General features: G+C 59.8%; 15 protein-coding genes. 7 read left to right on the top strand and 8 right to left on the bottom strand.

Annotation, left to right across the window (positions count from 1 at the left end; genetic code table 11):
* Nucleotides 1–84 precede the first annotated feature (84 nt).
* Complete coding sequence (locus tag EV660_RS12640) at nucleotides 85–1,197, bottom strand: cystathionine gamma-lyase (RefSeq protein ID WP_071482012.1); 1,113 nt, start codon at nucleotides 1,195–1,197, stop codon at nucleotides 85–87.
* Nucleotides 1,198–1,468: 271 nt separating this feature from the next.
* On the opposite strand from EV660_RS12640, the gene EV660_RS12635 reads away from it, so the two are divergent.
* Nucleotides 1,469–2,692, top strand: a complete 1,224-nt coding sequence (locus tag EV660_RS12635) for an MFS transporter (RefSeq protein WP_071480343.1) — start codon at nucleotides 1,469–1,471, stop codon at nucleotides 2,690–2,692.
* Between the two features lie 123 nt (nucleotides 2,693–2,815).
* Here the strand turns inward: EV660_RS12635 and EV660_RS12630 are convergent, their stop codons facing one another.
* From EV660_RS12630 to EV660_RS12615, 4 genes are all read right to left on the bottom strand, one after another.
* Nucleotides 2,816–4,204, bottom strand: coding sequence for a TRAP transporter large permease (locus tag EV660_RS12630; protein ID WP_071480342.1), 1,389 nt, complete (start codon nucleotides 4,202–4,204; stop codon nucleotides 2,816–2,818).
* 1 nt (nucleotide 4,205) lies between these two features.
* Nucleotides 4,206–4,823 (bottom strand): TRAP transporter small permease subunit, encoded by a 618-nt coding sequence (locus tag EV660_RS12625; protein ID WP_338069109.1) that lies wholly within the window; start codon nucleotides 4,821–4,823, stop codon nucleotides 4,206–4,208.
* A 44-nt stretch (nucleotides 4,824–4,867) separates the two neighbouring features.
* A complete protein-coding gene (locus tag EV660_RS12620; RefSeq protein ID WP_071480341.1) occupies nucleotides 4,868–5,977 on the bottom strand; it encodes a TRAP transporter substrate-binding protein in 1,110 nt (369 codons plus the stop codon).
* A 169-nt stretch (nucleotides 5,978–6,146) separates the two neighbouring features.
* Nucleotides 6,147–7,055, bottom strand: coding sequence for a DMT family transporter (locus tag EV660_RS12615; RefSeq protein WP_232727388.1), 909 nt, complete (start codon nucleotides 7,053–7,055; stop codon nucleotides 6,147–6,149).
* Between the two features lie 163 nt (nucleotides 7,056–7,218).
* On the opposite strand from EV660_RS12615, the gene EV660_RS12610 reads away from it, so the two are divergent.
* Nucleotides 7,219–7,494 carry a hypothetical protein gene (locus tag EV660_RS12610; RefSeq protein WP_071480340.1) on the top strand — a complete coding sequence of 92 codons (276 nt, stop codon included), beginning with the start codon at nucleotides 7,219–7,221 and terminating at the stop codon, nucleotides 7,492–7,494.
* A gap of 310 nt (nucleotides 7,495–7,804) precedes the next feature.
* On the opposite strand, the gene EV660_RS19025 is transcribed toward EV660_RS12610, so the two are convergent.
* Nucleotides 7,805–7,930 (bottom strand): hypothetical protein, encoded by a 126-nt coding sequence (locus EV660_RS19025; protein ID WP_260162137.1) that lies wholly within the window; start codon nucleotides 7,928–7,930, stop codon nucleotides 7,805–7,807.
* 436 nt (nucleotides 7,931–8,366) lie between these two features.
* On the opposite strand from EV660_RS19025, the gene EV660_RS12605 reads away from it, so the two are divergent.
* Entirely contained in the window at nucleotides 8,367–10,295 is a 1,929-nt protein-coding gene (locus EV660_RS12605; RefSeq protein ID WP_168800305.1) for a HAMP domain-containing methyl-accepting chemotaxis protein, read from the top strand.
* Between the two features lie 112 nt (nucleotides 10,296–10,407).
* On the opposite strand, the gene EV660_RS12600 is transcribed toward EV660_RS12605, so the two are convergent.
* Entirely contained in the window at nucleotides 10,408–10,719 is a 312-nt protein-coding gene (locus tag EV660_RS12600; RefSeq protein WP_071480338.1) for an ETC complex I subunit, read from the bottom strand.
* A gap of 279 nt (nucleotides 10,720–10,998) precedes the next feature.
* Nucleotides 10,999–11,589, bottom strand: coding sequence for a DUF1285 domain-containing protein (locus tag EV660_RS12595; RefSeq protein WP_071482009.1), 591 nt, complete (start codon nucleotides 11,587–11,589; stop codon nucleotides 10,999–11,001).
* 85 nt (nucleotides 11,590–11,674) lie between these two features.
* On the opposite strand from EV660_RS12595, the gene EV660_RS12590 reads away from it, so the two are divergent.
* Genes EV660_RS12590 through EV660_RS12575 form a run of 4 tightly spaced genes read left to right on the top strand, consistent with a single transcriptional unit; the run spans nucleotide 11,675 to nucleotide 18,379 of the window.
* Nucleotides 11,675–12,682, top strand: coding sequence for an AAA family ATPase (locus EV660_RS12590; protein WP_071480337.1), 1,008 nt, complete (start codon nucleotides 11,675–11,677; stop codon nucleotides 12,680–12,682).
* Nucleotides 12,679–13,557, top strand: coding sequence for a DUF58 domain-containing protein (locus tag EV660_RS12585; protein WP_071480336.1), 879 nt, complete (start codon nucleotides 12,679–12,681; stop codon nucleotides 13,555–13,557). The genes EV660_RS12590 and EV660_RS12585 overlap by 4 nt, the downstream gene beginning before the upstream one ends.
* The gene (locus EV660_RS12580) at nucleotides 13,557–16,313 is read left to right on the top strand and encodes a DUF4159 domain-containing protein (protein ID WP_071480335.1); all 2,757 of its coding nucleotides are present in this window, start codon (nucleotides 13,557–13,559) and stop codon (nucleotides 16,311–16,313) included. Before EV660_RS12585 ends, EV660_RS12580 begins: the two co-directional genes overlap by 1 nt.
* Nucleotides 16,310–18,379: a hypothetical protein gene (locus EV660_RS12575; protein ID WP_071480334.1), complete on the top strand. Its 2,070-nt coding sequence runs from the start codon at nucleotides 16,310–16,312 to the stop codon at nucleotides 18,377–18,379. Before EV660_RS12580 ends, EV660_RS12575 begins: the two co-directional genes overlap by 4 nt.
* Nucleotides 18,380–18,382: the final 3 nt, after the last annotated feature.

Below are 18,382 nucleotides of genomic sequence, written 5' to 3'. Positions count from 1 at the left end.
CCCCCTCCCCCATGCAGCGAAAGCTGTGAATGGCCGCGATCGCGTCGCACCACGAGCAACGCGGATCTTTTCAGACGAAGTGTTTTAGCCCGGTGAGGCTAGCGCCGCTTCGATTGACTGCCACAATACCTCGACCGGCTCCACCCCGACTGACAGGCGGATGAAGCCATCCGCCACATCGTCGCCCCAGCGCGCACGGCGTTCGCCCGCACTGTGGACCCCGCCAAAACTGGTGGCCTGTTCGATCAGATTGCACCGCGCGAGGAAGCCTTCCGCCGTTGCGGCATCGGCCAGTTCAAAGCCGATCAGAAAGCCGCCATTGACCATCTGCCCCCCCACGGCCTTGTTCGAGGGATCACCCGGCAATCCCGGATAACGTACAGCGCGCACATCAGGATGCTTCGTCAGGCGTTCCGCGATGACTGCTGCCGAAGCACACATCCGGCTCAGGCGGACTTCGAGTGTTTCAAGCCCACGATGGACCAGATAGGCCTCGAACGGACCCGGAACTGACCCGGATAGCCGCCGCCAGTCCGCCACCCGCGCCATCAGCACTGTGTCCCGGCCCGCAACATGCCCGAATAGCGCATCAGAATGCCCTGCGGGGGCTTTGGTATCAGCGGCCACAACCAGATCGGCCCCAAGGTCCAACGGGCGCTGAAGGAGCGGGGTCATGGTGGTGTTGTCAACGATGACCCGCGCGCCTGCGGCATGGGCGCGGGTCGCAATGTTTGAAATGTCGATCGTGTCAAGCCCGGGGTTTGACGGGGTTTCAATATAGATGACATCGAAACCTGTAAAATCTGCGCTTTCCATGTCAAGGGTTGGGACAGGCACGACCTCTACCCCATAGACCTGCAACATGTCGCGGCCCAGAAGCCGTGTGACATAATAGCCATCCGAAGGGATCATCACACGCGCACCGGCCTTGAGGCAACACAGAAGCGCCGCCGTAATCGCAGCCATTCCCGACGGGAAGGAAACCACTTCGGCCCCCTCAAGGATCGCAAGCTGTGCCTCTACCGCGTCCCAGGTGGGCTGGCCTGCACGCCCGTAGGAATGCACGGCCCCCTGCGTTTGTGGCAGGTGGAACGTGGTCGCGACCGATATCGGGGGCACCACGGGTTCCCCTAATGCGAGGCCCGCTTTGCGGTGGTGAAGGAGATGTGCGATGCGCGCGTCGGTCTCGGCCGTCATTGTGCTTCCTGCGGGTTGTTCACTGAAAAAGAATGCCATTACCTGACAGTATGAATGGCTTTGCGGGTGCCTGCTGAACAAGTAGCGGCTTGCCTCGTGCCACTCAACCCTTTGTTTCAGCCCCATTTGCGGCGCAAAGCCAACGCCCGGTTGAAACATGAAATGCTTGATCTGCCGGATAATTTGGTGAACGTGTTACCAAATGACAGGCTTTGCGCGGGACTCTGCATTCGCCCCCCTGTTTTTGCAATCCGTCTGCTGGGGGCCATAGATGTCAGAACATCTGGTTTTTGATAGCCGCTATTCATGGGCACGGTTGGCTGTAACGCTGGCGATTGCAACCATCGGCAATGTTGGCATGTGGTCGGTCATTGTTATCATGCCGGCTGTCCAGGCAGAATTCGGGGTGTCACGTGCGGATTCGTCCTTGCCCTACACCCTGACCATGCTGGGCTTTGGGTTGGGCAATCTGCTCATTGGCCGCGCAGTTGACCGGTTTGGTATTTCCACCGCCCTGATCGGGGCGAGTCTGCTGTCGGGCATAGGGTATCTGGCCGCAGCGGTAAGCCCGTCCATTCTGATATTATCTGTCGTGCATTTCGTTATCGGGCTGGGGTCTGCTGCAAGTTTCGGGCCATTGATTGCCGATATTTCTCATTGGTTCCAGCGCCGCCGCGGCATCGCTGTCGCTGTGGCGGCCAGTGGAAATTACCTTTCAGGCGCAATCTGGCCGATGGCGCTGGCGGGGGTGATGTCAGACAGTGGCTGGCGCGCGGTATGTCTGGCGCTGGCGGTGATCGTGACTGTTTTGCTGATCCCGCTCGCCCTGCTGCTGCGCCGTCGGGTGCCGGAACTCAGCATGGCAGCGGCGTCGAATTTCTCGTTGGCGAACCGCGCGGCCTGTGGCCTGTCCCCCCGCGCGCTGGCTTGGCTGCTTGCCTTGGCAGGGCTGGGCTGCTGCGTGGCCATGTCCATGCCACAGGTGCATATCGTCGCGCTTTGTGTCGATCGGGGGTTTGGTCCTGCCGTGGGCGCCGAGATGCTGTCCCTTATGCTATTGGGCGGCGTCGTATCACGGCTGATATCGGGGCTGATTGCTGACCGGCTGGGGGGCGTGCTGACCTTGCTGATCGGATCGGTGCTGCAAATGCTGGCGCTGTTTCTTTATCTGCCGGCGGGCGGGCTTGCTTCTCTCTATGTGGTCAGTCTGGTGTTCGGACTGGCGCAGGGCGGCATCGTTCCCGCTTATGCGCTGATCGTGCGCGAATACATGCCAGCCCACGAAGCTGGCGCGCGTGTGGGCTTTGTCATCATGGCAACAATCCTTGGAATGGCCCTTGGCGGTTGGATGTCTGGCTGGATTCACGACATCACCGGGTCTTATCAGCTGGCATTCCTGAACGGGATTGTGTGGAATGCGCTGAATATTGCGATCATGCTTTTCATCCTGACCCGCACGCTGCGCCCGGGCCGCAACCTCTCTACTGCGGCGTGATGAAGAACGCTCTTTCCCTCCCCCGGGACAATGACGCACGGCGCAACGCCGTCCCTATATCGCTCCGGCGAAAAGAATGCCGGAGCGATATGGCAGGATCATGAAGGCACCGCTCTCAAAGGCTCAGAACAGAATGGACGGCAGCCAAAGCACCAATCCGGGGAAGATGAACAGCAGGGCTATCGCCACAATTTGCAAGCCGACAAAAGGAATCGCCCCCTTGTAGATCATCCCGGTACTGACAGAATTCGGGGCCACCCCGCGCAGATAGAACAACGAGAAACCAAATGGCGGCGTCAGGAAGGATGTCTGCAGGTTAACCCCGATCATAACCCCCAGCCAGACAGGATCGACACCCAGCAACAGCAATGTCGGCGCAGTAATTGGCAAGACAATGAAGATGATCTCGAATGTGTCCAAGATGAAGCCCAGCACGAACATGATCAGCATGACCACGATCATGGCCCCCATTGCGCCACCGGGCATCGAGGTCAGGAACTCGCGCACAAGATTATCACCGCCCATCTGCCGGAACACGATCGCAAAGACTGAGGCCCCGAAAAGGATGATAAAGATCATCGACGTGATGACCGCCGTGCGGCGCGCGACTTCGGTAAAGACCGCAATCGACAAGCGCCAGCGCAGCGCCGCCAACAAGGTCGCCCCGACAGCCCCGACCGAGGCTGCTTCAGTCGGGGTCGCAATACCACCAAGGATGGACCCCAGCACAGCCGTGATCAGCAACAAGGGCGGGACAAGAGCAAAGATGATCTCTTTCCACAGCCCCTTCTTCTCTTCTGGTGGAACGGGCGTTGCAGGGCAGCTTTCAGGATCGAAAATCGCTTTATAGACGATGTAGGAAATATATAGCGCGACCAGCAACAGGCCCGGAATCATTGCACCCGCAAACAGGTCACCCACTGACACAGTTTTTGGAGCGAAATTGCCAAGGCTCATCTGGACCTGCGAATTCATGCCCGCGATCATATCGCCCATGAAGATCAGCACAGTTGACGGCGGAATAATCTGGCCCAGCGTACCGCTTGCACAAATCGCCCCGCTGGCAAGCTTGGGGTCATACCCTGCACGCATCATCGCTGGAAGCGAGATCAGCCCCATCGTCACCACGGTCGCGCCCACCACCCCGGTCGAGGCCGCGAGCAATGCGCCCACAAGGATAACCGAGATCCCAAGCCCGCCGCGCATGTTGCCGAACAAACGCCCCATCGTGGATAGCAACTGTTCGGCGATATTGCTGCGCTCCAGCATGACGCCCATGAAAATGAACAAGGGCACTGCCACCAGCACCTCATTGATCATGTAGCCCGTATAGCGCCCTGCCAGCGCGCGCAGGTTCGACATGTCGAACACGCCGAAATACAGGCCAAGATAGGCAAACAGCACCGATGTGCCTGCCAAGGTGAAGGCCACTGGAAAGCCGATCAGCAAAAAGCCGATCACCGCAAAGAACATCAGCCCGGCAAGGATTTCGCCTATCAGCACAGGATCCATGTCAGACTGTCTCCGTATCGTATTTGTATTTGTAATCGTCCGGCACCAGATCGTAGCGACCGGCAATGATCAGGATCGACCGGATGGCCATAGCAATGCCCTGCAACGCAATGACGACGGCAAGAACCAGAATGAAGGTTTTCAGAACCCACAGGCCCGGCATCCCCCCCGGATTGGCCGATGCCTCTCCCAGCCGAATGGAGCGCTGCACGAAAACCAGCGAATAGCTCCAGACGACCCAGGCAAACGGCATAAGAAAGATGCACACGCCCAGCAGATCGAGCCACGCCTTGCGCAAGGTCGAGGCGGGGCGATAAAAGATATCCACGCGCACGTGATCGTTGCGATATAGCGCATATCCCGCAACGGCAGTGAACATCACCCCGTTCATCCACGGATACAGGTCTTGCATCCAAAGGCGCGTGTTCAGGAACACATAACGTTCAACCACCACCCAAAAGCACACCAGCACAATACCCACCGAAAGCCACATGAACACATTTCCTATGGCACGGTTCATCAGGTTTATCAGGCGCATCAGGTAGGAAAGCGCTGTCATGTCATCCTCCGGAAAGCGGGGTCTGTTGAACAACAGGCCCCGGATCACGTCCGGGGCCATGCCTTTTATATCCGGGTATCAGCTACAGCCGACAGGCCCGCCGATCAACCAAGATCTGAAACATCAAAATACTTCAGACGCGCCTGTGCGAATGTCAGGTCGGTATTTTCGGTGCGCGAGCGCAGCAGATTCAGGTTCTGGATAAAGCTTTCCGCCGTCGCCTTGGTCTTCGCATCAGAGCTGTCGAGTATCTCGACCAGCAATTCGCGCGATGCCGCCGCACCTGCTTCCAGAATGCTTTCTGGCCAGTCGTTGTGAACGATCACGCCGTGGTTCTCGACCATATCATTCAGTGCAATCGGGTCATTTGCATAGAATTCGGACGGAACCTGATCGTATTCGGCCTGACATGCATCACGGATGATCGCTTGCAGATTCGAAGGCAGTTCCTGATATTTCGCCTTGTCCACGACCAATTCGGTTGCAAGGCCCGGCTCGATGAAGGACGAGGTGTAGTAATGCTTGCGCACCTGATGGAAGCCCAGCGCGCGGTCATTATAGGGGCCCACGAATTCAGCCGCATCCAGCGCGCCCGACTGTAGCGCCGCAAAGATTTCGCCACCGGCAAGGTTGGTGACCGAGGCACCCATCTTCTGCCAGACCTGACCACCAAGGCCCGGTGTGCGGAACCGCATGCCCTGAATGTCATCAATCCCGCCAAGCTCGTCAGAGAACCAGCCGCCCGCCTGCGTGCCGGTGTCGCCTGACAGGAACGCTTGCAGACCAAAGTCGTCATAGATGTCGTCATACAGTTCCTGACCGCCCAGATAGCGCACCCAGGCCGCCAATTCGCGCGAGGTCATGCCAAACGGCACCCCTGTGAAGAACGACAGACCAACCGACTTGTTCTGCCAGTAATAGGCAGCGCCGTGGCTCATTTCTGCCGAGCCGTCGATCACGGCATCAAGGGATTGAAGCGCCGGAACCATTTCACCTGCGGCAAAGACTTCTACAGTCATCGCACCATCGGCAGCTTCGTTGATCCGGTCAGCAACACGCTGCGCGCCGGTTCCCAGACCGGGGAAGTTCCGCGGCCAGGTGGTGACCATGCGCCATGTGATGCGCCCCTGCGCAACTGCGGGTGCTGCCAGAGTGCTGGCCGCTGCCGCGCCGCCACCAAGCGCCGAGGTTTTCAAAAAAGAACGACGATCCATGTATTCCTCCCATGGGATGTTTTTTTACTTGTGCCCGACTGCGGGCCGGGATTTGATTAAAAGCACAGTGTGAGGGCAGAGTGAACCTTTTTTTCAGGCATTTTCATCAGGAAATTGCGCAAAATTCACACATTTCAAAGCGATAATTTCAAAACCCGTTCGAAACGCACTAAGTTGGCCGCTGGCGCATTTCCCGACCTCGAAGATTGACCCAATTGGCCAGCAGGATCACAGCCGCCCCCGCAAAAACCAGCGGCTCCAACGGCTCGGCATATAGCCAGACACCGACAAATGCGATAACCGGCAAACGTAGAAATTCCATCGGCGCGACTGTCGAGGCAGGCGCAAGCCCCAGCGCAGACGACAGCGCGTAATGCGCACTTAGCCCCGTAAGCCCGACCACCACCAACCAGCCCCATATCGCTGGCGAAGGCCATGTGAAACCGCCCCACTGGGCCAGAATAAACCCGAAGAAGGTTTGCGACAGCGTCATCCAGAACAAGACACAAATCACACTATCCGTGCGCATGATGCGTTTGGTCAGCATCATGTTCATGGCAAATCCGATTGCGCATAACATCCCCGCTAGATGACCACTCGTCAAAGGTTGAACGCCGGGCTGCGCAACGATCAGGATGCCCGCAAACCCCAGCAACGCCACGAAAAGGCGGCGCATCGTGAATCTCTCGCCCAGCACCAGCGGGGCAAGCAGCGCCACCCAGATCGGCATGGTGAATTCAAGCGCCACCAGTTGCGACAAGGGGATCACCATGATCCCGTAAAACCACAGGTTCTGACCTGCAAAATGAAACAGGTTGCGGGTCAGGTGCAGCACCGGGCTGGTCGGCTTAATGGCCTTTGCAAAGCCTTGATCGGTCTTGCGCAAGGTGATCAGGACAATTGAAAGCACAATCCCGAACCCGATAAGTGACCGCCAGAACATCAACTCGAATGAGTCCAGTTCCTGCTGGATCGCGCGCCCGGCAATGGCCATGGCCGTAAAAGATGCAATCGCACCGCACATCCATAGTGCGGCCAATGCGGGCTTTGCGTCGGGTGTTGCCTGTTCAGACTTCACGTTGTTTCGCTTTCAAACCCATAAATACGCGCCCTTTCCCCCAACATGGTGCTAGCGACTTTGACTCTCACTAGAGCGCACATGCCCTATTGATCTACCGCAACGCAATGCCGCCCTTCCCCATGGTATGATTTTTCACACGAAGAGAGGGGGGGATTTTTAGATGATCAATGAAAACGACATTCTGGACATGACATGTCTGACACGGGCGCAGATAGATGCGATCTCGGACCATGAACATATGGACACCGTCAGCGCCGCAGAACTGGGCGAGTACCTCATGCATATCCATCACGGCCCGCAAAAGGTTCAGAAAATGATCTGTGAAGATATCGCTGATGCCTTGCACGAAGGCAATCTGACCCAGGCAAGGCAACTCTACAAGGCGCTGAAAGAGTTTCTGGCCGATCACCCGGAAGCGTTGCGCGGCAATATTTAGTGTTCTGCACATGTCACGGGAAACCCCAAGACTGCTTGGAGTCCTGCGCCGATTTTGAGCAGCGCGGAGTCAAGGGCGCCAGCCCGCCGCGCATCGTCGGGCCGCACCCACGGCACGGCGATTTGGCTGCCCCCAGCGCAACAATCTGATCTTTCAGGGACTTGGCCAGCATAAAGCGCTACAGAGCAAGCCTTGGATCGCCGCACCGCGGCCCGACGCTGCGCGGCTTTGCGCCCGGTTTGGTTATGTCCCCTTTGTCCCGCAAAACCGACTTTCGCACAGGCATCGCATGTGGCACGCGAACCCTTCGTCAGGTGGCAAACACCAGCTGGCGCTGAAAATTCGGCGTCAACTTGGTTCGAGAGCGGTCGCGAAAGCAAATTGTGTCAAGGGCTTGCTTTTGGTGCTCTGCAATTTGGGCGATGATTGCATCCATTCAAGCAATCCTGCCGCGATGGTCCGGAAAACACATAAAAAGCCCGATGAAGCGCGCTGGTTTTCCCGAAATGGGATCAGTTGCCGGAGGCCACACTCTTTTCGTGGCAATCTTTTCGCGGCAATGTCGTGGCCAACGTAACGCGAACAGCCTTGCCCATCGGCGCGGTGCGGTCGCCAGCCGTGTAGAGTCACCGCATTTTAACTACAATCCAAATTACTTCCGCTAAAAAATGTAGCAGATTCACAAGAAGTTAAGAAGTCCATGGCATCAATCCCGATATCCTTTGGGGAGGAACTCTGCACTTGCCTAGCCACGATCTGTCCACCGGGATCGTCGCTGGTGATCAGAGAGATGCGGTGTGCTTCATTTCTGGCAATCGGATCTGATGAACCTGGCGGATACGTTGAGTAGCTTTTCAATTTGGAGATTCAAATTGCAGAATTTTCGCCTGGGTATAGGCGCCCGACTGGGCGCTGGCTTTGGTGTTATGGTCATCCTGATCGTCGCGATGACTGTTACCTATATCGGCAATGTGCACGGCTTGAATGCCGATCTCACGCAGATCAACGATGTGAACGCTGCAAAGCAGCGCTATGCGATCAATTTTCGAGGTTCGGTTCATGATCGAGCCATCGCGATCCGCGATGTCGCCATGCTTGAGTCGCGTGACCGGGCTGCGGCCGTCGATGAAATCGCTTCACTGGCAGATGATTACAGCCGCAGCGAGACTGCGCTAACCCAGATGATGCACAAGAGTGGCGGCGGCACTGCACTTGAGCGCGATATTCTGGAACGGATCGAGCGCATTCAGGCGCAGACAAATCCGCTTGTAGAGCGGATCATAGCGCTTCAGAGCGCAGGCGACACCGAAGCAGCCCTTGAGACACTTGCGCAGGTGCGTCCGCTTTTTGTGGCCTGGTTGTCGGCAATCAACGAATTCATCGACCTGCATGAGGCCGAGAACCAGCGCATCGGGGCAGAGGTGCGTGGCACGACTGAGGCATTTCGCTCTGTGGCACTGGCCAGTCTTGCGGTTGCCGTGGCGTTGGCTTTGATCACGGCATTCCTTGTCGGGCGGTCCATCCTGCGCCCGGTCGGGGGCCTGTCCGCGACCATGGCGCAGATGTCAAAAGGCGACTACACGCTCAAAGTGCCTTTCCTGACCCAACGCGACGAGATCGGTGACATGGCAAGGACGGTCGAGTTGTTCCGTCAGGCGCTGATCAAGTCCGAGGAGGTTCAGGCCAGCCAGCTTGCGATGCAGGAAGACGCCCGAAAAAAGGCCGAGAGCGAGGCCGCGCGGCAATCGCGCGTTGTGCGCGACATTTCCGCAGGTTTGACGCGACTGGCCGATGGCGATCTGACGACGCCCATCACCAGCCCTGCCGATGATCCTTTCCCTGCGGAATACGACGCCTTGCGCGCCGCTTATAATGAGGTGGTTGAGAGGCTCGCAGGGATTGTGTCGCGGATTGGGGCTGTCACAGTCTCGGTGAGGGCCGGGTCGGGCGAGATCAACGCCGCCGCGCAGGATCTGTCTGCGCGCGCTGAAACACAGGCCGCCACGCTGGAGCAATCCGCAGCTGCGCTTAACGAACTTGCCGAGAGTGTGCGCTCGACCGCGCAGCGCGCCTCGGACGCCGAGAAAGCAAGCCAGAACAATCGCAGCCATGCCGAAAGTGGTGCGCAGATCGTTCGTGACGCAATTGGCGCCATGCGCCGGATTGAGAAGAGCTCCGAACAGATCACGCGCATTATCGATGTCATAGATGATATCGCATTTCAGACCAATCTACTGGCGCTCAATGCCGGTGTTGAGGCTGCACGCGCAGGTGAAGCTGGGCGCGGCTTCGCCGTCGTCGCCTCTGAGGTGCGTGGTCTGGCGCAGAGGGCTTCGGACTCGGCACGCGAAATCAAGGGGCTGATTCAGGAAAGCGCCACTCAGGTCGAAGCAGGTTCCACCCTTGTGGAGCGGACCGGCGAAAGCCTCGAAGACATCCTGATGCGCGCGTCCGAAGTTTCCGAACTGGTCGCGGATATCGCCGGGGCCGCCTCGGAACAAGCGACAGGGCTGGCTGAAATCAACACAGGGGTAAACCAGCTTGATCAGGTGACGCAGCAAAACGCGGCTGTGGCTGAAGAAACCACCGCCGCCGCGACATCACTGCTGCAAAAAGCCGAAGACCTTACGCAAGAACTGTCCGGTTTTCGCACCGGCGGTCAACCCGGCATTCACTTCGCCGAAGTGATCGACATGCGCACACAGACCAAACGGCCGTCCGCCCGAAGCAGCAAAGACAAGCAAGCTGGCGACCCTAGCACCAAGACGGCGCTCAACAAGGGCCCATGGGAGGACTACTAAGACGGTTTGATTGATTTTCTGTCGTGAAGGTTTGTCACTACCGCGGCGGGGCGCGTTGAGCGTGCCCCGCCTGCATCTGTTCAAACAGGCGTTGTCCGTGCCTGCAGAACGATCAGTGTGTCCAGACCTGCCGCCTGTTTGTGGCAAAATTGTCGCCATAGCCACCGGGGCGCAGGTTTGCGCGGCGCGGCTTGGGGGCGATAACGTTATATTCTATGCCATGGGCGCGCGCATAGGCTTCGGCAGCCGCCTGATCGTCAAAGCGCAACTTGACTTGCGCATCCATGTCACCAGAACTTGTCCACCCCATCAACGGGTCGATCTGACGCGCCTGTGATGGCGAGAATTCCAACACCCATGATTTGGTCTTGGAATTCCCCGATTGCATGGCATTGCGGGCGGGCTTGTAAATACGTGCGCGCATCGGTGCTGCTCCTAGCGAATTCGGGGTCTTATGAAAAAAAATCATGTCAAAGGCAAGGGTGCAGACAGGAAAGGGTCGCCCGAAAGGAGGGAACGAGGAAAAAGTCTTCCGGGCTGCGGCCTTTTCCTGCCTGCCAACCAAAGCTAGGCCGCGCCCCAAAAGGCGACAAGTAGTTTCGCGGGCAAAACGCAACTTTCTGAACGGATTGCATTTTTCACAGACGATTGTGACTCTGAACGCAGTGTGAGCACATCCCTCGTAACCCAACATTCATTGCCTTCAGCCAAGCTCGTGTGACGGGATGACAGGGAAGAAGACGCCACCCGACCACAAGCCGAACCAGCTTTCACCCTGATGCATCTCATGAACGCATAACTCCACTAACCGGTAAAAACTTTTGCGATCTATCAACGCCTCCAGCCCCGCGCGGATCATGATATATGGCGACGGCTCGCCGCTCTCGGGGTCGCGCGTCACGCGGATGGGGTGCGCCTCGCCCGCCTCTGCCTCTTCGCCCAGATTGGTCACGAACACCAACTGCTGCGCGCGCCCCTCACCCTTTACTCGAAAATCAACCGCGACAAAGGGCGCATCATCGACGCGGATTCCCACCTTCTCGACCGGGGTGACCAGATAGAACTTCCCCTCTTCAAGCTTCAGGATGCTGGCAAACAGCTTGACCAGCGCTGGCCGCCCGATCGGCGTCCCCTCATAGAACCAGGTCCCGTCCCGTGCGATCCGCATGTCGATATCGCCACAGAATGGCGGGTTCCATAAATGCACAGGGGGCAGGCCCTTGCCTTTTGCAGCGGCACTTGCTGCCTGTGCCAGCGCATCGGGTGTCGGTGTCACGGTTTTTTGTTCACTCATGATTTTTGCCATTGGCTGCCTATGCGATATGTCTAATCTGACATATAAGCTGCAAATGCAGAAATTCACCCGATGAGGAGCGCGCATGAGCACCGAAACCGACCTGATCGCCGAGATCGAAGCCCTGGGCGAAAAACTGGCCCTTGCGCGCGCAAGCATCAACCGCCGCTTTATAGGTCAGAAAAACGTGGTTGACCTGACACTGACGGCCATGTTGTGCGGCGGTCATGGCTTGCTGATTGGCCTGCCGGGTTTGGGCAAGACGCGGCTTGTGGACACATTGTCCACAGTCATGGGCCTGAAGGGAAACCGCATCCAGTTCACGCCCGACCTAATGCCCGCCGATATTCTGGGCTCAGAGGTGCTGGATGTGGCCGATGATGGCAAACGCGCCTTCCGCTTTATCGAGGGGCCTATTTTTTGTCAGCTTCTGATGGCCGATGAGATCAACCGCGCCAGCCCGCGCACACAAGCCGCACTGTTGCAGGCCATGCAGGAAGGCGAAGTAACTGTCGCAGGCGATCATCACAAACTGGAACGCCCGTTTCATGTGCTTGCGACCCAGAACCCGATCGAGCAGGAAGGCACTTACCCGCTGCCCGAAGCACAGCTTGACCGCTTTCTGGTGCAGATCGACGTTGAATATCCAGACCGCGCCACCGAACGCGATATCCTGATTGCCACCACTGGCGAGGGCGAGGAGAGCGCGCATGAAGTGTTTACCGGCGCCGAACTGATGGCCGCCCAGTCGCTGTTACGCCGTATGCCTGTGGGGGAAAAAGTGGTTGAGGCCATTCTTGATCTGGTCCGCGCCTGCCGCCCGGATGAGCCAGAGGCGCATGACGCTGTGAAAGGGGCGGTCAGTTGGGGACCGGGGCCGCGTGCGGCGCAAGCGCTTATGCTGACGGTGCGCGCACGCGCACTGCTGGACGGGCGGCTTGCCCCATCGGTCGAAGATGTGGCCGCAATGGCCCGCCCGGTTCTGAGCCATCGCATGGCACTTGGGTTTGCGGCCCGCGCGCGGGGCGAAAACCTTGGCACGATCATTGACCGCGTCGCAGCAACCGCAACCCGGATGGAGGTGGCGGCTTGACGACACCCGCTGCCCTGCGCACCCAAGCCGAGGCGCTGGCCGCCCCCCTGCCCGCGCTGCTGGCGCAGGCAGAGCAACTTGCCGCGTCGGTCTTGCCCGGCGCACATGGGCGCAGGCGTGCGGGAACAGGTGACGAATTCTGGCAGTATCGTCAGGCGACATCGTCTGACGGCGGCGCGCGGATCGACTGGCGCCGCTCTGGCCGCGCGGATGTTCATTTCGTGCGCGAAACCGAATGGCAAGCGGCGCAATCCGTAACCTTGTGGGTTGACCGCTCGCAGGCAATGGGGTTCAGCGGCGACAAGTCCCGCCAACCAAAAGCGGCACGTGCACAACTTTTGGGTCTGGCCCTTTCCGTGCTGTTGCTGCGCAGCGGCGAGCGGGTGGGGCTGCTGCCGGATATGCCCCCGCGTTCCGGCCGCGCGCAGCTTGACCCATTGGCGCTGGCGCTGTCTGAAACCGACAGTGCAACCGATTACGGCGCGCCCCCCTTGTCGCCCCTGCCCGCGCATTCGCAAGCCGTTTTCCTGTCGGATTTTCTGGGCGATCCGGGCGCGGTGCAGGACGCGGTGGGACGCGCCGCAGATCGCGGAGTGAAGGGCGCATTGGTGCAAGTGCTGGACCCTGCTGAAGAGGAGTTTCCTTATCAGGGCCGGTCCATCTTTGAATCGATGGCAGGCGCGCTGCGCCACGAGACATTGCGCGCCAATGACCTGCAAGCGCGCTATCGCGCGCGACTGGCCGAGCGCAAGGACATGCTGGCCGGGCTGGCCCGCGTGACCGGCTGGCAAGTGCTGACCCATCACACGGATCAGCCTGCTGCCAATGCACTGATGTGGCTGTGGCAGGAACTTGATGCCGGACGGGGGCGCTGATGTTTACGCTTGGCCCTGTCGGTTTTGCCACACCTGCGCTATTGCTGGCGTTGGTCGCGCTGCCTGTGTTGTGGTGGCTGCTGCGTGCGGTGCCGCCTGCGCCAGTGATCCGGCGTTTTCCCGGTGTCGCGCTGCTGATCGGTCTGCGCGATGAAACCACGGAGACGGACAAAACCCCGTGGTGGCTGCTGCTTTTGCGCGCCATTGCCGTTGCAGCGCTGATTGTCGGCTTTTCTGGCCCTGTGCTGAACCCTCAGGCGGCGCGCGATGGCTCTGGCCCGCTACTGATTGCGCTGGATGCCAGTTGGGCCAGCGCGCATGACTGGCAGCGTCGGCAAGCGCGTGTCGAAGACCTGCTGGCAGAGGCACAGCGCGCAAGCCGCCCTGTTGCCGTGGTCGCGCTGACCGATCTTCCTTCGGGCGAGACGGCCTTTCGCGCAGCCGATTACTGGGTCGAGCGGGTGCCCGGCCTTGCCCCTGCCCCCTTTGTCGCGGATGGCGACAATCTCGATGCCTGGTTAGCGACATTACCGGACGCTTTCGACACATACTGGATTTCGGACGGGCTGGCGCATGACTACCGCGATGGTCTGATAGCCGCATTTCAGGCACGCGGCATTCTGACTGCGTTCGAGACATCACGCCCGCCCCTGGCGCTTGCCCCGCCCAGTTTGCGCGAAGGTGTCATCCACCTGACCGCCCATCGCCCCGAGGGGTTGCCTGCGCAAGAGATTGAAATCACCGCCACAGGCCGCGATCCGGCAGGTATTGAACGGATGCTGGCGCGTGGCACCACGAGTTTTGAGGCCGATGCCACCCAAGCCACGCTTGAATTCACCCTGCAACCCGAATTGCGCAACCGCATAACCCGCTTCCAGATCGCTGGGGAACGTAGCGCCGGGGCTGTCGCGCTGACCGATGATGCGCTGCAACGGCGCAAGGTGGCCCTACTGGCGGGCCGTGACGGCCGCGAAGGGCTGGACCTGCTGTCACCCTTTTTCTACCTGCGCCAGGCGCTGGAGCCTGTAGCGGAATTGATCGAAAGCCCTTCGGTCGATGATCTTTTGCTGACGGCCCCGGATGTTCTGATCCTTGTCGATGTCGCGCAGTTGGGAGAGCTGGAGACCGCGCAACTGCTTGATTTCGTCAATGATGGCGGGTTGCTGTTGCGCTTCGCAGGGCCACGCCTAGCAGCCAGTGATGTCGCGCGCTCGGAAGAAGATCCGCTCTTGCCCGTGCGCCTGCGTATTGGCGGGCGGACAGTGGGCGGCGCCATGAGTTGGGGAGAGCCGCGCCGCCTGCGTGAATTCGGGCAGGATTCCCCATTCGCGGGGCTGACCATTCCTGAAGAGGTGACCATCAGCGCACAGGTGCTGGCCCAACCCGACCCCATGCTGGGTGAACGCACCATCGCATCGCTGGCTGATGGCACGCCCTTGGTAACACGCAAGTTCTCTGGCGACGGGCAAGTGGTGCTGATCCACACAACCGCCAATGCGGAATGGTCGACACTGCCAATTTCAGGCCTTTTCGTGAACATGCTGGAACGTCTGGCCGTATCCACGCGCCCCGCCGCCCCCGCTGAAGACGCCTTGATCACTGCGCAATGGCAGCCTGAACGCGCCTTGGACGGGTTTGGGCAAGTCATCGACACCAGCACCCGTCCTGTCCTGCCCGGGGAAACGCTGGCCGAGGGACGTTTCGGGCCAGAGCTTCTGCCCGGCGTCTATCGCAGCGCTGTCGGCACACTGGCGCTGAATATCGGGCGCGAGGACATGGACCTACCTTCGAGCAGTTGGCCTGCATCTGTGGTGGTGGAACGCGACACTATACGACAGGAGCGAGATCTGACCGCCATCTTCCTGACTCTCGGACTAGGAGCACTCATGATAGATATTCTGGCCGCCCTTTGGGTTTCGGGCAGATTGCGTGGGGCAACTGCGGTGCTGGCCCTTGCTGCCTTTGCGCTGCAAACACCCCCGGCACAGGCACAAGACGACGACCGGCTGGCCTTGCAGGCGACATCAGATATGGTCCTTGGACATATCCTGACAGGGGATGCGCGTGTTGACGACATGGCGCGCGCGGGGCTTCTGGGGCTGGGGCGTACGCTGTTCTCGCGCACATCGGTTGAACCGGGGCCGCCTATCGGGGTTGACCTTGAACGTGACGAGCTGACCTTTTTTCCCTTCCTGTACTGGCCGATTACTGAGAATACGCCAATCCCCTCGGATGCAGCCTATGCCAAACTGAACCGCTACCTGCGCGGCGGCGGCATGATCATGTTCGACACCCGCGACGCAGAGCTTGCGGGGCTGACGCGCACAACGCCAGAGGCGCGCCGCCTTCAAGCGATCGCCCGCCCCCTCGACATTCCCCCGCTAGAGCCAGTGCCGGAAGATCATGTCCTGACCCGCACTTTCTATCTGCTACAGGAATTTCCCGGTCGTTTCACAGGTCGCGATGTCTGGGTCGAGGCCGCGCCCCCTGATGCCGAAATGACCGAAGGCATGCCCTTTCGCAACCTGAACGACGGGGTGACACCTGTCATTATTGGCGGGCATGACTGGGCCTCTGCCTGGGCGGTGGACGAAAGCGGGCGCCCGTTGGTGCGGCTGGGCATGGGCGTGTCTGGGGAACAGCAGCGCGAAATGGCCTATCGCTTTGGCGTGAACCTGATCACGCATGTGCTGACCGGCAATTACAAATCAGATCAGGTCCATGTGCCTGCGCTTCTGGAAAGGCTGGGCCAATGACGGGATGGGACGGGATTGTCTTTGCGCCCCGGCTTGACTGGCCGATCCTCTGGGCACTGATGGGACTAAGCGCGGTTATGGTGGGTCTTGCCCTGTGGCAGGGCCTGCGCGGCTGGTGGTTGCGCGGACTGGCCGCATTGGCACTGATTGCAGCCCTTACCAACCCGTCGCTGCAATCCGAAGACCGCGACAGCCTGTCAGATATTGCGCTGATCGTGGTGGATGATACAGCGTCAAACCGTCTGAGCGGGCGGGCCGAACAGACCAACGCCGCGCGCGCCCATCTGGAAACGGAGCTTGACCAACTGGGCGGGCTGGAAACCCGTGTTGTCACCTTGCCCGACGGCCCCCGCAACACCGGGACCGAGTTGAACACCGCCCTGGCCGAAGCTCTGTCAGACCTGCCGCGCGACCGTCTGGCAGGGATATTTGCCATCACTGATGGACAGGCCCATGATGATCCGCTGGACCTGTCGCTGCCAGCGCCGTTTCACCTTCTGCAAACAGGCGAGGCCGATGACTGGGACAGACGCCTGATCATCCGCAACGCGCCCGCCTTCGCCATTCTGGGGGAACCCATCACCCTTGGTCTGCGCGTCGAAGATCAGGGCGCGGTCCCGCCGGGGCAAAGCCGGTTTGCCACGCTGAACTACTCGATTGACGGCGAAGCGCCCAATACCGCGATGGTGCCGGTCGGCGAAGATATGGAAATCACTGTCACGCTGGATCGTGGCGGCATGAATGTCTTGCAGTTTGAGTTGGAAGAAGCCGAAGGTGAACTGACAACACGCAACAATTCCGCCATTGTCCAGATCAATGGCGTACGTGACCGTCTGAGCGTTCTGCTTGTCTCGGGCGAGCCGAATGCCGGGCAACGCACATGGCGCAACTTGCTGAAATCCGATCCGGCAGTGGACCTTGTGCATTTCACCATCCTGCGCCCGCCTGACCGTCATGACGGGGTGCCTGTGAATGAATTGTCGCTGATCGCCTTTCCCACGCGGGAGCTTTTCGTCGAGAAGATTGACGAATTCGACCTGATCATCTTCGACCGCTACCGGCGGCGTGGCATCCTGCCAAACAGCTATTTCAGCAATATTGCCCGCTATGTCGAAGAAGGCGGCGCACTTCTGGTGGTGGGCGGGCCGGAACTGGCCAGCGCGGACAGCATCTGGCGCTCACCCTTGGGCGATGTATTTCCAGCACGCCCGACCGCACGTGTGCTTGATGAGGGATTTCGCCCTGAAATCACCGAACTTGGCCAGCGCCATCCGGTCACCTCGGGGCTGGAAGCGCTTGTGCCTGCGCGCGAAGATGGGCCGGGTTGGGGGCGTTGGTTCCGCCAGATTGAAATGGAGCCGCTGCAAGGACAGACCGTCATGAGCGGTATTGATGGCCGGCCACTTCTGATGCTGGACCGTGTTGGACAAGGGCGGCTGGCGCTTCTGGCCTCGGACCACACATGGCTGTGGGATCGCGGCTTTGAAGGCGGTGGTCCCCAGTTGGAATTGTTGCGCCGACTGGCCCATTGGATGATGGGAGAGCCAGATCTGGAAGAAGAAACGCTGAGCGCAACAGCCGAAGGGCAACGCGTCACCATTCTGCGCCGCACCCTGCTGGATGACGTCGGCGCGGTTACTGTCACCGGCCCCGATGGCGAAAGCCAGACTGTCGATCTTGCGCAAGACAGTCCAGGCGAATACCGCGCCGAATTTGATGCACCCGAAATCGGGTTGTATCGCCTGTCCGAAGGCGATCTTGACGCGGTCGTAGCGCTTGGCCCGCAAGCGCCGCGCGAATTCGAGGAAACCATCGCCACCGCTGACAAGCTGCGCCCGCTGGTCACCTCGACACGTGGGGGCGTGCAGCGCGTGGAAGAGGGCCTGCCCGAATTGCGGTTGGTGCGCGAAGGGCGCGCAGCAGCGGGGCGCGGCTGGCTGGGCCTGACCCCGCGAGAGGCTTATGTAACGACCGAGTTGCGCACCGCAGCGCTGCTTCCGGGCTGGGTATGGCTATTGCTCGCAGCAGGGCTGGCGCTTGGGGCATGGCTGCGCGAAGGCCGGTAAGCA

Origin of the sequence: Roseinatronobacter bogoriensis DSM 18756, assembly GCF_004366635.1 — a bacterium.
In the GTDB taxonomy this organism is placed as follows: domain Bacteria; phylum Pseudomonadota; class Alphaproteobacteria; order Rhodobacterales; family Rhodobacteraceae; genus Roseinatronobacter; species Roseinatronobacter bogoriensis.
This window is presented reverse-complemented; position numbering and strand designations above follow the sequence as displayed.